Annotated in this window: 18 protein-coding genes and 1 tRNA gene; 7 read left to right on the forward strand and 12 right to left on the reverse strand. The window is 70.8% G+C overall.

Annotated features, from left to right (window positions below; translation table 11 throughout):
- The first annotated feature begins 28 nt into the window (after positions 1 to 28).
- On the forward strand, positions 29 to 253 hold the full coding sequence (locus ACFQ7F_RS19130; RefSeq protein WP_383271800.1) for a zinc ribbon domain-containing protein: 225 nt from the start codon (positions 29 to 31) through the stop codon (positions 251 to 253).
- A gap of 22 nt (positions 254 to 275) precedes the next feature.
- Here the strand turns inward: ACFQ7F_RS19130 and ACFQ7F_RS19135 are convergent, their stop codons facing one another.
- The 5 genes from ACFQ7F_RS19135 to ACFQ7F_RS19155 form a co-directional block, all read right to left on the reverse strand.
- Positions 276 to 1,289: a sugar kinase gene (locus ACFQ7F_RS19135; RefSeq protein ID WP_383271802.1), complete on the reverse strand. Its 1,014-nt coding sequence runs from the start codon at positions 1,287 to 1,289 to the stop codon at positions 276 to 278.
- A complete protein-coding gene (locus ACFQ7F_RS19140) occupies positions 1,286 to 1,930 on the reverse strand; it encodes a bifunctional 4-hydroxy-2-oxoglutarate aldolase/2-dehydro-3-deoxy-phosphogluconate aldolase (RefSeq protein WP_383271804.1) in 645 nt (214 codons plus the stop codon). Before ACFQ7F_RS19140 ends, ACFQ7F_RS19135 begins: the two co-directional genes overlap by 4 nt.
- Before the next feature lie 85 nt (positions 1,931 to 2,015).
- A complete protein-coding gene (locus ACFQ7F_RS19145; RefSeq protein WP_383271806.1) occupies positions 2,016 to 2,528 on the reverse strand; it encodes a DUF4383 domain-containing protein in 513 nt (170 codons plus the stop codon).
- Between the two features lie 151 nt (positions 2,529 to 2,679).
- On the reverse strand, positions 2,680 to 4,113 hold the full coding sequence (locus ACFQ7F_RS19150; protein ID WP_383271808.1) for a hypothetical protein: 1,434 nt from the start codon (positions 4,111 to 4,113) through the stop codon (positions 2,680 to 2,682).
- A gap of 77 nt (positions 4,114 to 4,190) precedes the next feature.
- Positions 4,191 to 5,036 (reverse strand): DUF4097 family beta strand repeat-containing protein, encoded by an 846-nt coding sequence (locus ACFQ7F_RS19155; protein ID WP_383271810.1) that lies wholly within the window; start codon positions 5,034 to 5,036, stop codon positions 4,191 to 4,193.
- Between the two features lie 210 nt (positions 5,037 to 5,246).
- Here ACFQ7F_RS19155 and ACFQ7F_RS19160 point away from each other — a divergent pair.
- Both ACFQ7F_RS19160 and ACFQ7F_RS19165 read left to right on the forward strand, forming a co-directional pair.
- Positions 5,247 to 5,318 (forward strand) — tRNA-Val (locus ACFQ7F_RS19160).
- Positions 5,319 to 5,697: 379 nt separating this feature from the next.
- Positions 5,698 to 6,006, forward strand: a complete 309-nt coding sequence (locus ACFQ7F_RS19165; protein WP_383271812.1) for a hypothetical protein — start codon at positions 5,698 to 5,700, stop codon at positions 6,004 to 6,006.
- 135 nt (positions 6,007 to 6,141) lie between these two features.
- On the opposite strand, the gene ACFQ7F_RS19170 is transcribed toward ACFQ7F_RS19165, so the two are convergent.
- A complete protein-coding gene (locus ACFQ7F_RS19170) occupies positions 6,142 to 6,648 on the reverse strand; it encodes a two-component system response regulator (RefSeq protein WP_383271814.1) in 507 nt (168 codons plus the stop codon).
- Positions 6,649 to 7,000: 352 nt separating this feature from the next.
- Between ACFQ7F_RS19170 and ACFQ7F_RS19175 the strand changes: the two genes are divergently transcribed.
- Complete coding sequence (locus tag ACFQ7F_RS19175; RefSeq protein WP_383271816.1) at positions 7,001 to 8,263, forward strand: hypothetical protein; 1,263 nt, start codon at positions 7,001 to 7,003, stop codon at positions 8,261 to 8,263.
- Between the two features lie 250 nt (positions 8,264 to 8,513).
- Positions 8,514 to 8,822 carry a hypothetical protein gene (locus tag ACFQ7F_RS19180; protein WP_383271818.1) on the forward strand — a complete coding sequence of 103 codons (309 nt, stop codon included), beginning with the start codon at positions 8,514 to 8,516 and terminating at the stop codon, positions 8,820 to 8,822.
- 84 nt (positions 8,823 to 8,906) lie between these two features.
- Here the strand turns inward: ACFQ7F_RS19180 and ACFQ7F_RS19185 are convergent, their stop codons facing one another.
- The 5 genes from ACFQ7F_RS19185 to ACFQ7F_RS19205 form a co-directional block, all read right to left on the reverse strand.
- Positions 8,907 to 9,290, reverse strand: a complete 384-nt coding sequence (locus ACFQ7F_RS19185; protein WP_383271820.1) for a peptidase inhibitor family I36 protein — start codon at positions 9,288 to 9,290, stop codon at positions 8,907 to 8,909.
- Positions 9,287 to 9,883: a hypothetical protein gene (locus ACFQ7F_RS19190; RefSeq protein WP_383271822.1), complete on the reverse strand. Its 597-nt coding sequence runs from the start codon at positions 9,881 to 9,883 to the stop codon at positions 9,287 to 9,289. Before ACFQ7F_RS19190 ends, ACFQ7F_RS19185 begins: the two co-directional genes overlap by 4 nt.
- A 9-nt stretch (positions 9,884 to 9,892) precedes the next feature.
- Positions 9,893 to 10,279: a hypothetical protein gene (locus ACFQ7F_RS19195; protein WP_383271824.1), complete on the reverse strand. Its 387-nt coding sequence runs from the start codon at positions 10,277 to 10,279 to the stop codon at positions 9,893 to 9,895.
- Positions 10,280 to 10,462: 183 nt separating this feature from the next.
- The gene (locus tag ACFQ7F_RS19200; protein ID WP_383271826.1) at positions 10,463 to 10,753 is read right to left on the reverse strand and encodes a hypothetical protein; all 291 of its coding nucleotides are present in this window, start codon (positions 10,751 to 10,753) and stop codon (positions 10,463 to 10,465) included.
- Positions 10,754 to 10,792: 39 nt separating this feature from the next.
- Positions 10,793 to 11,140 (reverse strand): hypothetical protein, encoded by a 348-nt coding sequence (locus ACFQ7F_RS19205; protein ID WP_383271828.1) that lies wholly within the window; start codon positions 11,138 to 11,140, stop codon positions 10,793 to 10,795.
- Positions 11,141 to 11,264: 124 nt separating this feature from the next.
- Between ACFQ7F_RS19205 and ACFQ7F_RS19210 the strand changes: the two genes are divergently transcribed.
- A complete protein-coding gene (locus ACFQ7F_RS19210; protein ID WP_383271830.1) occupies positions 11,265 to 11,522 on the forward strand; it encodes a DUF2277 domain-containing protein in 258 nt (85 codons plus the stop codon).
- A 50-nt stretch (positions 11,523 to 11,572) separates the two neighbouring features.
- Here ACFQ7F_RS19210 and ACFQ7F_RS19215 read toward each other — a convergent pair whose 3' ends face one another.
- Positions 11,573 to 12,202 (reverse strand): DedA family protein, encoded by a 630-nt coding sequence (locus tag ACFQ7F_RS19215; protein ID WP_383271832.1) that lies wholly within the window; start codon positions 12,200 to 12,202, stop codon positions 11,573 to 11,575.
- Positions 12,203 to 12,476: 274 nt separating this feature from the next.
- Here ACFQ7F_RS19215 and ACFQ7F_RS19220 point away from each other — a divergent pair, with 274 nt between their 5' ends.
- Positions 12,477 to 13,034, forward strand: coding sequence for a superoxide dismutase family protein (locus ACFQ7F_RS19220; RefSeq protein ID WP_383271834.1), 558 nt, complete (start codon positions 12,477 to 12,479; stop codon positions 13,032 to 13,034).
- The last annotated feature ends 74 nt before the right edge of the window (positions 13,035 to 13,108 follow it).

The raw sequence follows: 13,108 nt of genomic DNA on the forward strand, positions 1-13,108 counted from the left end.
GCCGGTCCGCTGCCGCTAGCCTTGGCCCATGCCCCGATACGAGTACCGCTGCCGTTCCTGTGGCGACACCTTTGAGCTGAGCCGTCCGATGGCCGAGTCCGCCGCCCCCGCGGCCTGCCCCGCCGGGCACGAGGACACGGTGAAGCTGCTGTCGACGGTCGCCGTCGGGGGCTCGGCCTCGGCGTCCGCCCCTGCCCCGCGTGGCGGTGGAGGCGGCGGAGGCGGCTGCTGTGGCGGGGGCTGCTGCGGCTGACCGCCCGGCATCAGGAGAGGCGCTAGCGCATCACGGTCCCGGGCCCCGCTCCAAGGAGCCCGAGCTCGGCGCGCGTGGGCGCCCCTTCCCAGTCCCCGTGCGACGCCACGGCGAAGGCCCCGGTCGTCACGGCCCGGTCCAGGCGCCCCGCCACGTCGGCTCCGTCGAGCAGCGCCGACAGATACCCGGCGACGAACGCGTCCCCCGCGCCCACGGCGTCCACCGCCCGCACCGGGCGCGCCGGAGCGTGCAGTTCGCCGTCGGCGGTGTACGCGGTGGCCCCGTCGGCACCGAGCTTGACCACGACCTCACGGACGCCCTGCGCGCGGAGCGCTTCGGCCAGGGCGGACGGCTTACCGGCGGCCGTCATGTCCGGTACGCACAGCGGCAGTTCGTCGTCCGACGCGATGAGGACATCGACGTACGGAATCCAGGAACGCATGACCGCTGCGGACTCCTCGTCGCTCCACAGACGGGAGCGGAAGTTGACGTCGAGGCAGACCGTCGTGCCGTGCTCCCGGGCCAGTTCGATGGCGCGGCGGCACGCGGCCAGGGCGGACGGGCCGAGGGCCGGGGTGATGCCGGTGAGGTGCAGGACGCGGGGCGCGCCGGGAGCGGTGAAGGCGCGCTCGACCGCGGACGCCGTGAGGCGTGAACCGGCGGAGCCCGCGCGGTAGTAGTGCACGCGGGTCACTTCGGGCAGCCGCGGTTCGAAGAGGATCAGGCCCGTGGGCGCGCCCGGATCGCGGGTCGCGCCGCTGACGTCGACTCCCTCGGCGCGCAGCGTGCGCAGTACGAGCTCGCCCGCCTCGTCATCGCCGACCGCGCCCGCCCACCGCGTCGGGTGGCCGAGACGGGCGAGGCCGATGGCCACGTTCGACTCGGCGCCCGCGATGGACACGTCCATCGAACCGCCCAGCTTGAGCGGCCCGCTGCCGCGCAGGGCGACCATGGTCTCGCCGAGGGTGAGGACGCTGTCGGCCCCCTGAACAGGTGCCGTGGTGGCTCCCTGAACAGGTGCGGTGGTGGCGCTCATCGGCCCGCCCCCGCGACCGCCACGAACTGAGCCGCGCGCTTGCGCAGCGCGTCCAGGTCGCCGCCGTCCGCCGCGTCCCCGATGAGTGGGGAGCCGACGCCCACGGCGACCGCGCCGAGCGCCAGATACTGCTCGGCGGCTGCCGCGTCCACGCCGCCCACCGGTACGAAGGGCAGGTCGGGGAAGGGGGCCCGCAGTGCCTTGAGGTACGAAGGCCCGCCCATCGCCGACGCGGGGAAGATCTTCAGCGCGGTCGCGCCCGACGTGCTCGCAGCGATCACGTCGGTGGGGGTCAGGACCCCGGCGGCGACGGGCAGTTCACGCCGTACGGCCTCATCCACGCCGGCCCCGAGACCCGGCGTCACGATGATGTTGGCCCCCGCGTCGGCGGCGCGTCGCGCGTCGTCCGCGGTGAGGACGGTGCCCGCGCCCAGCCAGGCCGCGTCGCCCAGTTCGGCGCGCGCCCGGCGCAGGACGCCCAGTGTGTCGGCGCCGCTGAGGGACACCTCGACGAGCGGCACACCGGACTCGACGAGCGCCATGACCGTCCGGAAGGAGGCCTCCGCGTCGGTGCCGCGCACGATGGCGACCAGGCGCCGGGTCCGCAGGTCTTTACTGAAGGCAGTGCTGAGGTCCGACATGCCCCAAGGCTGCCACAGGGCGTTCGGCGTGCCTGCTCAGGGTGCTCGGGGTGGTCAGCGCTCGGGGTGGTCGGCGCTCGGGTGCTCACTGCCCGGTGTGGCGCGCCCTCCAGTACGGGTTGTCGTGCGGCAGGGCCGAGCCGACCCTCCCGTACATCCCGAAGATCATCAGCAGGATGCCCACCACGAAGCTGAACAGGACGTTCGGCATGCGGAAGGCGAGGAAGTTGAGGCCGGTGTCGAGCAGGGCGAGGTTGACGAAGCCGCTGAGGATGAAGGCACAGCCCAGGACCATGTTGAGCGTCGAGGCGAAGTTGCCGCCGATCACCATGCCGACGAACAGGAGCAGCCCGACGCAGATCGAGAGGACGCTGAGCGCGCCGTTCGTGTTCAGACCGCCGACGGTGTCGCCCCCGGTGTCGAAGAAACCGATCTTGTCGATCAGGCCGAGGATGCCGAACGCGAGCAGGACGAGCCCCATGAGGCCCGCGCCGACGCGGTAGATCGTGCTGAGGCGGTGGTCGACGGGCAGGTGCTCGTTCAGCGTGACGTGCCGCCTGGGCCGCTTCGGCCCTGTCTGAAGTACATGCGTGGCCATGTCCGCCTCCCTTGGGTATGCGCGGAGGCCGCTTCTGTACGTTGTTGCCGCAGACGCCCGCGTACGGAGACGTCGGCGTACGTAACTCCAGGATCCGCCCGCAGGCCGCTGACCGCCAGCAGAGGCGCCGGAACCAGCCGCCCCTGGGCCCCTAGGCCCCCTGCCCCCGCTCCTCCCGGATCTGGCCGACCACCCGCGCCACCGTCTGCCGCACGGCTTCGGTCTCGGTCAGGAAGTGCCAGTAATCCGGGTGCCGGCCCTCCAGGGAGGCCACAGCGCGGTCCAGACGGGCGACGGACTCGTCGAGCGGACGGGCGTGCCGCTGCTCAGGGGTCTGGCGCCCCGCCATGGCCAGGCGCTGGGCGTCGCGGATCGCGAAGCGGGTGCGCTCGATCTCCTGCTGGGGATCCTTCGCCACCGCGTTGAGCCGGTGCAGCCGGTCGCCGGCGGCCGACACCGCCTCGTCCGTCGAGTTCAGCAGGGCGCGGACCGTGGAGAGCCGGGCGGTGGCATCCGGCCAGCGCTGCTCTTCGCGCGCCTGCCGGGCCTCCTTCAGCTTGGCCTCGGCCTGCCGTACGTTCTCCGCGGCCTCGTCCGGCACGCGCTGCAGGTCCTGCCAGCAGGCGGCCGTGAAACGCCGCCGCAGCTCGCTGAGGACCGGTTCTACCTGGCCGCTGCGGGTGGTCAGGGCCTGCGCGCGGGTCCGCAGAGAGACCAGACGGCGGTCTATCTCGGCGGCCCGCTCCGGCAGTTGCTCGGCCTCGGCCCGCACGCCTTCGGCGTCCCGAAGGACGCGGTCGGCGCGCTGCAGCGTTTCCGGCACGCCGTGCTGGCCGGCCCCTTGATTGAGCTTGGTCAGCTCCGGGCCGAGGGCGGCGAGGCGTGCGGCGAGATCGTCGGCCTTGAGCCCGGCCTCTCGTACGGCATCGAGGGCGTTGCTGGCGGCCAGGAGGGTCTGCCGGGCGCGCTCGACGGCAGGGGCGAGCCGGGCGAGCTGTGTCTCCGCCTTGTCGAGCAGCGGGCCGAGCCCCTGCTGGAACCGGTCCAGGTCCTGCTTGGCCTTGTCCAGCTCGCCCTTGGCCTGGGTGAGCTCGGTGCGGGCGCGGGCGGCGACGGAGGCCTCCAGGTCGTCGCGGTCGAGGTCGTGCGCGTCCACCGCGCTGATGTACTGCCGGCTGGCCTCGTCGATCCGCCGCCCGATCGCATCGAAGTCGGAGACCGCCCGCTGCGCGGCGGGCGTGGAGTCGACGGCGACGATCGTCTCGATGGAGATCCGCAGATCGCGCTGGGCAGTGTCCAACTCGTAGAAGGCAGCGGCCGCCGCGTCCTTGGCGGCCTGCGCATCGGCCCGCATGCTCTCCCCGCGCCCGCCGAACCACCGCCGGGTGCCGCCGCCGGCGAAGGCGGCGGGGAGGGCGAGGGCAAGGAGGGGGAGGGGCAGGAGGGCGAGCGCCACGGCATCGCGGAGAGGGGTGCGGGGAGATGGCCGCACGCTCCCGCAGCGACGTACATCCTCATCCGGCTCCAGCGCCACTGAACCGCTGGACGTAACCGGCGTGTACGGCTGCGAAGGTGTCGCCGTCACTATCCCTCTCCCGTGCTGTCATCCGCCTTGCCCGGTGTCACATTCTCCCACCGGTTAATGACGAACACACGGGCCGGTTAGTTCGCGCTGCGCACCGTGACTTTGCCGTCTTCGCTACGGGCGGACACCAGGTGCGGACTACCACTGTCACGGGGAACGGAAACATCCACGGCCCCGTTGTCGGTCTTGGTCGCCACGTCGTACGAGACGTCGCGGCCGCCCTTCTTCCTCGGTACCTCGATGGTGAGGGAGCCGTTCGCGCTGCGCGCCTCGACACGGTCGGGCACGGACGCAAGCCCGAGCCGCAGGGAACCGTCCTTGGAGGTGGCACGGACGCGTGCCGAGCGGACGCCGGTCGCATCGACCGCTCCGTTGTCGCTGTCCAGCGTCAGCGGCCCGGTGGGGTCCTTGACGGTGACGGAACCGTCCTTGGTGCGGATGGAGAGCGGCTCCCGGAACCCCTTGGCGTTCACGTGCCCATTGTTGTTCTCCACCTTCAGGGCCACCCCACGAGGCACCTCGATGCGGTGCTTGGCCGAGCAGTCGGTGAAGACGCCGGAGCACTTCATGCGCAGGGTCAGCCGATCCCCGTCCATGACCCAGGTCACCTTGGGGCTCCCGCCGAGCACGGTGGAGCCGTCGAACCACCGGGTCACCTCGACCTTGCTGTCGTCGGAGCCCCCGGTGACGAACTCAAGGGCCGAATCGTCGGAGTCGACGGTCAGGGTCTTCCCCGCCAGCGCGAAGGTCCGCCGCTCCGGATCCGAATCGTCATCGGCACTGGCCCCACAGGCTCCGGCGAGGAGGGCGACGGCGACGACGCCACTCGCGGCGCCGAGCACGCGGAGGCCGCGGGGGCGGCGCGTGTCGCGAGTGCTGGAGGTGCGGCCCTTGCCACGACGGTGAACGGAACGGACGGTCATGAAGATTTCCCCCTGAGCGGCTGTGGCGGTCAGTCCACGCCATGACTGCGACTTCTGCTTCCCCGGTCGCTCCAAGATCGTACGAGTGGCCCCCGCCCCCCGCCGATCCGGCCCGCTCCCGGATCAGGGGTGGGGTTAACCCCACCCCGTGGTCACCCGTACGGGTTTGCGGGGCGGGGCCACAGGCAGGGTAGGCTGTCGCAATATCCCGGGCGCGTAGCTCAGTGGTAGAGCGCTGCCCTTACAAGGCAGATGTCGGCGGTTCGAAACCGTCCGCGCCCACAGTGGTAAGCCGCAGCTAGATGCGGTGAACGGCCCCTCGACCTTGATCGGTTGAGGGGCCGTCGTCATGCGCGAGGCCACGGGGCGGCCGACGGGTGCCAGTGGGCGGACAGAGCGGCAGATCGGCGGTCCTTGGGAGCGTGTTGTTCCGGCCGGAGTCCGCGGTGACGACAGACCCCACGGATACCCCGCGACGACCCTGGCCACCTGGTGCGGTGCTCCGCGGCGCATGCTGCTCTGCGGTCTCTTGGGTGCCTGGCTGATGAGCGGGGGGCGGCGAGCGCGCATATGCGGCAGAGCGTTCCGGTGTCGGTGCCTCGGGTACGCGGCGCCTGCCTGCAAGTCGTGAGGCACCCCCCATTCAGGAGGCAGAGACAAGATGACCGCAGCTTCGTCCCCCCGGTATCCGGATGCGGAAGCCGGCCAGGCCCGGGACACATATGCAGCACGTCAGACTCAGTCCGAGACGAAACCCTCGTTCAAGACCTCGGAGATGTTCGCCTACGTCGCGTCGGTGATAGCGGTCCTGATCGCTTCCCTGGCGGTCGGTGACGGCTCTGACGGGGTGGACCGATTTCCTGCCGACCAGGCATGGCTGTACGTCACTCTGTTGACGATCGGCTACCTGGTCAGCCGCGGGTTGGCCAAGAGTGGCAGCCGTGAGACGACGGACACCACGCGTCGGTGACGAACGGGAGCGCGGCGTCGGGCCGGGGTCTGCGGCCGACGCTGCTCTCCACGGGCGCCGCCGGTCCGTCTACGCGGCCGGTGGGCTCGTCGCTCACGCACGCTCATGGTGATTGATGCGCACACGAGGGGGCGTTCACGTCTCGATCTGAGGGCCGGGAGCGCACTGTGATGCGGAGTGACTGTTGCCCGTCGTTCCGATGGTCCCGTCCTTCAGCTGGGCCCGGAGTTCCTCGATCTCCAGCTGCATGGATTTCATCTGCTGATGGGTGTCGAAGAGGTAGCGGACCTTCGTGCGCAGGGTCAGCGGGTCGATGGGCTTGAGGGCGACATCGGCCACGCCGAGCAGGAAGGCCGTAGAGGCTATGTCGCGGCTCACGTCGAATCCGGTCAGCAAGATGATGGGGATGGACCGTGTCTGGTCCAGTCGGCGTACATAGCGCACGACGTCGAGACCGCTCACGCCCGGCATGCGCACGTCGAGCAGGATGAGCCCGACGTTCCCGCGCAGGACCATCCTGAGGGCGTCGTCGCCGTTGGTCGCGCTCACCATCGGGTACCCGAGAGGGGCCAGCGCGCTCTCCAGCGCGAACAGGGTGTCCTTGTGGTCATCGACGACGAGGATCACGGAGTTGGTAGGCATGGACTCGAGCCCCCTCTCTCCGTAACCACGCTATGCCGTTGCTGAGTTGCAGTATCCAGTCGTCACCACACGGGCGGTACCTAAGTGCATGACGGCAGTATCAGCGGCAACAGAGGAAGCGCCCATTCCAGCCGTGGGCGTGAGAAGCCGCTGACAGCCGGTGTCGAATCGCGGCAGGGCGTCTTGCAGGGCGTCCTGCCGGTCGGCTCGCGCTGCTCGGCTCGGCGCCGGGGCCGCCCTGCCGACCCACCGCCGGGCGAGTTCCTCCAGTGGCGGGGCGAAGGAAGCGTGCATAGAACGGGATGTACGCACACGTGCGGGGTGAGGACGCCTCGCTGGAATGGAGAACGAAATGGCCGCTGAGTCATTCTCTGCCGCGGGGGACATATCCGGGACCGACGAGCCGCTGGTTTCTACGTCGGTTCACTGGGGGACCGTGCAGCTCGGCGCCCCGACCCGCGATCAGCCTGCCCTGCGGCCGCACACAGAGGACCACGACACCGATCAGGCCGCCTACGACACCGGCCCGGGCGCCCATGACACCGGCCAGGCCACCTACGACATCGGCCAGGCCGCCTACGACACCGGTCAGGTCGTCGACGACGTACGCCCGGAACGGGCCGCGCCCGTCGCCGACGAAGGACCCTCGGAAGAGACGACGCCCGGCCTCGACGCCGACGCGGTGGAAGAGCTCCTGCGCGTCGCCGTGGTGTCCAGGCCCTTGGACGACGTCGTCGACCTCGTCACCCTCCTGGAGCAGTCACCTGACGGCATGCCGACCGCAGCCTCGGTGCTCCGCCTGGCCGCAGTGGCCCGCTCCGTCGACGACGTCACCCAGCTGGTGGAACTGCTCGGCCCGCCGGAACACCCCGCCGACCACATGGATGAAGCCATTCGGCACGCCGCCGAAGAACGGCCTATTCCGGAGGTCAGCCGTCTCGTTCACCTGCTGTCCCGCCCTCCGCACGACCCGCACAGCGGCGCCGAGGCGGTGCACGCCGCAGGTACGACCAGATCTGTCGAGGATCTGATGCAGCTCATCGGCAGCCTGAAGGAACACCAGGAACACCAAGGGCACACGGAGCACACGGACAGCGGGGAAAGCAAGGACGCCACCGGCGTCGGGGCCGGAACTCCAGCCGCGCCGATGGCTTCGCCCGCCGAGGCTGCCCACCCCTCGACGGTCCCGGCCGCCGGGGCCACGCACGCACAGGGCAAGACACTCCTGGCGTGGCTGCGCCGCACGGCAGGCATCCTTCTGCTGCTCTGTGCGGCGGCCCATTTCCCGCTGAACTGGTCGGACGCGCCCACCCTCGGTGTCTCCGCCGCGCTCGGCGTCGTTGCCGTCTGCGCTGTGACGGGCGCGGCACTGTGCCTGAGCGGGTCGCCGATCGTGGCATTGGCGAGCACCTTGGTGGCCGGTGCGCTGACCGTCAGCCACCTCGTGGGTGATCGGGTCGCCTCCACGACGCTCTCCTACGTGCTGCGGCCCGACGGGGTGACAGCCCCGATCCCGGCTCTGTCGGCGGTGGCCGCGACGCTGGCCTCACTGCTGGTCGTGGCGTTCACGGTGGCCGGCCTCAGGGCCGCGGCCAACCGGAACTCCAAGCTGTAGGGAGAGCGGGGAGAGCAGGAAGAGACCGGGTGGCCCGGCAGGACATTGCTCCTGCCGGGCCACCCGGCGTCGGCGAGGACCGTCGGCAGGAGCGGGACCTCCGGAAATCGATCGGGTGGTCGGCCAGAACCTTGGGGATCACGGAAGAGTTGGGGATTCCGGCAAGGGCCGTGTGAGTGTCCGACCTGTGGATGCTTCGGGCGTACGACCGTCGTGCTGCCGCCGGGCCCTGCCGGAAGGGATTCACCTCGTGAAGATCGCCAAGGCTGCCGCTGGTGTCGTCGGTGTCGGACTCGCCCTGGGTGCCGTTTCTCCCGCGTTCGCCGCGCCGCAGCCGCCTGTCGGCGGCGAGACGCAGCTGCTCGATTCCGTCACGAAGACGACGCAGGACACGACGCGGGACCTGCAGGGAACTCTCGGCGGGGTCGACGTCGACGAGAAGACCGGCGAGCTGACGGCGGACAACCCCACGGCTGCCACGTCCGTGGTCGGTGACACGGCGCTCGGGGCGGTCTCGATGCTCGGGGGGCTTCCCACGGGAGCGGCGCCGACCAGCTGACCGCCCGGAGGGCCGTGTGTCAGAGAGTGGTGCACCCCGTGGCCGAGACGGCCGTGGCAGGGGTGCACCGTGGTGGGGCGGCAGCTAGCACTCCATCTTCCAGGTGTGGGAGTCGCCGCTGTCGTTGGCCCAGCCGCTGGGACCGGCGATCTCCTGGCCGGGGCCGAGACAGACCGTGCCGAAGCCGACCAGGCCCGGGTTCTCGTAGACCTGGACGTGGTCCTTGATACCGGGGCCGGAGATGCCGTGGTTGGCCCAGGAGGAGTCCTGGTCCTGGATGGGATCCTCCCAATCGTGGTCGTCGCCCGACCAGTTCGTCCGCTGGCCGCCGAAGCCCGCGTCCGTCCAGGCGCAGAACTCGCCGCTCGGGCACGAGGCGGCCTGGGCCGCTGCCGACGAGGCCACGGCGGTGCCGATCGCCAGGAGCGTGGCGGCGAGCAGGGCGGTGGGCTTGTGACTGCTGATCATGATGGGTGCTTCTCTCTCTGCTGATGAGCGGTGAGTCGGGTCGTGGCGTGGTGCAGGGCGCGGGCGCGCAGGGTTCGCCAGTCGGCCAGTTCCTGCCGGTGCTCGGCGCGGACCGACGCGAGCGTGCGGTGGCGGTACGCCGCTTCCGGCTTGAGGTTGTTGGCGATCGTCGAGACCTCGAACCAGCGCCGTTGGTCGCCGTAGAGCGTGCGTTGTGCCGCGGCGAGGCAGCCGTCCGTGTGGGCGCGCACGGTGTAGCCGGTGGGGAGTTCGATGGAGAGCTCTGTGCGGCCCGTGCCGAACAGGGCTGCTGCCGTGCGCTCTTGGGTCTGACTCGGTCCGTTATCGGCGCTGCCGCTGCCGCTGCCGCTGCCGCTGCTGTTGCCGTGGCGCGGGCGTGGTGGCGTCAGGCCCTGTCTCTTCAAGCAGCCGTCCGTCAGCTGTTGTTGGGCCGACCTGATGACGTCGTCCGGTGGGAGTGCGGGGGCGGGGGCGGTTGCGGGGACTGTGGGCGACTTCGCGCACGCGCTCAGGAAGAGGAGAGAGGGTGCGAGGAGCAGCGCGGCCAGGAGTGGCCATGGGCGGTGGGGCATCTACGTACGTCAGCCCTGCTCGCAGCCCATGGTTGTATCGCTCACGCCGTCCAGTTTCGTGCCCCAGGCTGTCCAGTTCTCGTCGTAGTCGTCCTTGCGGACCTCGCGGTACAAGCAGCTGGATCCGGAGCCGAAACTGATGGCGTAGACAGTGCCGTTGGCGCGCGACTCGAAGGAGTAGGCGTGGCGCTGTGTGCCGTTCTCGGCCTCCGCGTAGCCGGGCGGGCCGTAGCACCAGGCCTGGCCCATCATGCCGGGCTCGGTCCAGAAGCAGACCTGCCCGGGGGGCGTCGCGGCGCGCGGCTGGGTGGCGTGGGGTTCGGCGGTGGCCGAAGGGGCGACCGCAGTCAGAAGGGCCGCGAGGGCGGCGGTGACTGTGGCGGTTCCGAAGCGCATACGAGTGAACTCCCGGGACTGGTCGAGGCGTTGTGCATGACCTCAATCCCCAGCGTTTGCGCAGGTAAGCGCCCTGTCACCCGGAATGATTACTAGTAGTACCGGCGGGTGTGGCCGCCCGACGGAGACCGTCCCGGTCGCTGCCCGGTCGGCGCCCGACCGGTGCCCCGACCAGCGCCCCGATCAGTGCCCCGAATCGGGATGTGTCCTGCGGTACCTGCGGTCCCAGCGCTCCAGACGTTCCTTCCGGATGCGGTAGTCGCGGTAGCTCTTGGGGACGCCACCGCCACCCCCACCGCCGCCTCCGGCACCAGTGCTTCCGCCCGCGCCGCCCCCGCCGCTCTTGACCGAGCCCCCGCGGTCGTATTGCTGGATCATGAAGAAGACGAGCGCCGCGGCGGCCAGCCACAGAATTGGCTGGCTGAAACCCAGGCCGATCAGCGCAATAAGCAGGACCACCAGCAGAACATTCATGCCAGCACCTCCTCGGCGTAGCTGAGTCAACGCCCGCTGTCACTCGGTGTCAATGGCTTTCTCGTGGGCGTGTTTGAGTCGTGCGCGGGCCGTCACGGCGTCCGGTCCCGTCACCTGATCCCAGAAGCGGTGGCAGGTGACGAACACCGCCAACTCCCGTTCCCGCGCGCGGAGTTTTTCTACTTCCGCTTGTTCGTCCGGGGTCCAGCCGGGGGAGGCCGGGCGCTCCACCTTGCGCCAGCCGTGGTCGTCGCTGAAGCCGTCGAGGGGCGTGACCGACCAGGGGAGCCGCTTCAGCAGGGCCAGGAGTTCGGCCCGGACCTGGTGCAGTTCCTCCTGACCCGCGAGGAGGTCGTCAGGGAAGTCGTATGCAGGGGTTGCAGGCACGCGGTAATGCTACTCCTGTTCGAATTTCGAGTGCGAGGGGTCTCGTGGGATCTCGCCGGGTCTTGTGGGATCTCGCGGGCGGGATCACTTCACGCCCACGCCTCACGCGCGGCAAGCTGTAGGTATGTGCCGAAGCATCAAGACGCTCCGTCCGCCCGCCATCCCCGAAGACGCCACCGAGGAGGAGGTCCGGGCCGCCGCGCTCCAGTACGTGCGCAAGGTCTCGGGGTTCCGTGCCCCGGCCGCGCACAACCGCGAGGTCTTCGACCGGGCAGTGGACGCGGTCGCCGAAGCCACCGCCGAGCTGCTCGCCGGGATCGAGCTGCGAGGGGGCAAACCGCGGGCGGCCGAGCAGGCGGCCGAGGAAGCCCCGGCGGCCTAGTCCGTCGCCACCGTGCGCGGCGCTTAGCTCGTCGCCACCGTGCGCGGCGCTTAGCTCGTCGCCGCCGCGCGTGGCCGTCGTACCAGGAACGCCGCCCCCGCGCCCGCCGCGAACAGCGCGATCAGTGAGACGCCCGTGGCCAGCCATGTCGCGCCGAGCCACTGCCCGCCGAAGTAGCCGAGCGCGACGCTGTAGCCCGCCCAGGCCACGCCCGCAAGCGCCGACCAGGGCAGGAACTCACGCACCTTGCGGTGTGCCGCGCCCGCCGCGAGCGTGACGATCGAGCGGCCCGCAGGCGCGAAGCGTGCGACGACGACCAGGGCGCCGCCGCCCCGGGCGAGCGCGGTGCCGAGTCGTTCCTGCGCGGTGGTCAGGCGGCGCGAGCGGGCGATGGCGCGGTCCAGGCGCTCGCCGCCGCGCCAGGCGAGGCGGTAGACGGCCAGGTCGCCCAGTACCGAGGCGGTGGCCGCGCAGAGCAGCAGGAGCAGGATGTCGGGGACCTCGCGCGCCACGCTCCCCGCGCCCGTGCCCGCCGTGCCGGCCGCGGTCGCCGCGGTGGCGGCCGTGATGACGAGGACGCCGCTCGGCAGTACGGGCAGGACGATGTCGAAGAGCACGGAAAGTGCCACTACCGCGTAGATCCATGGGCTGCTGGTCAGTGAGCCCAGACTCTCAAGCACCGAAATTCCCCGTAACTCCCCGGCCGACGACGTGACTGCCGCGACGTCGCGGGGGAGCGGCAGGGGCGGCTTGGTGACAGCTGTACAGCGTACGCCGCGCTCATCCCCGGAGATCCGCGGGGGGCTCATATGTTCGCTACGTCACGTTCACCCGGCTGCCCTCTTCGACGGGGCGCACGGCGCCGAAGTCCCGTACCAACAGAGTGACTCAACAGAGTGACTCAACGGATGAGTCAACGGATGAGTCAACGGACGGTACGGAAGGAGCGGGACGATGGTGGCAGGAATGCTCGCCGGGGCCGTGGCGGCGGCGGTGTTCGCAGCGGGCGGCGGCCTGGTCGGCGGGGACGAGGCGCCTTGTTACCGGCAACGGGTCGGGGCGCGGTTCGCGCCGCCCACGGCCTTCATCCCCTCGTCGGCGATCACGTACGACCAGAAGCTCGTGCCCGCCGGGTCCTCGATCGAGGTCGAGCAGCGCGGCGGTCCTGGCGACATGGCGGTCACGGTGCGGGTGAAGGGCATGGAACCGGGTCACGCGTACGGCGCCCACGTGCACCGGAAGCCGTGTGGCGCCGACCCGGCCGCGGCCGGCGGGCACTATCAGCACCGCGAGGACCCGGTTCAGCCCTCGGAGGACCCGGCCTACGTCAACCCGGAGAACGAGGTCTGGCTGGACTTCACCGCGGGACCGGACGGCTCGGGCGGGGCGACCGCCCGCCACGGCTGGGAGTTCCGTGCGGGCGGGGCCGGATCCGTCGTGCTGCACCGCGAGCAGGGCGGCGCGGGGGACCGGGCGGCGTGCTTCACGGTGCCGTTCTCTCCTGTCGGGTGAAGCGCGGTTCGCTCCCGGTGGTCGACGCCCTTGAACGTGACGGCGCCCCCTTCCTCGTACGCGTACGCGGAAGG

This window comes from Streptomyces sp. NPDC056486 (assembly GCF_042795295.1).
Classification (GTDB): Bacteria; Actinomycetota; Actinomycetes; order Streptomycetales; family Streptomycetaceae; genus Streptomyces.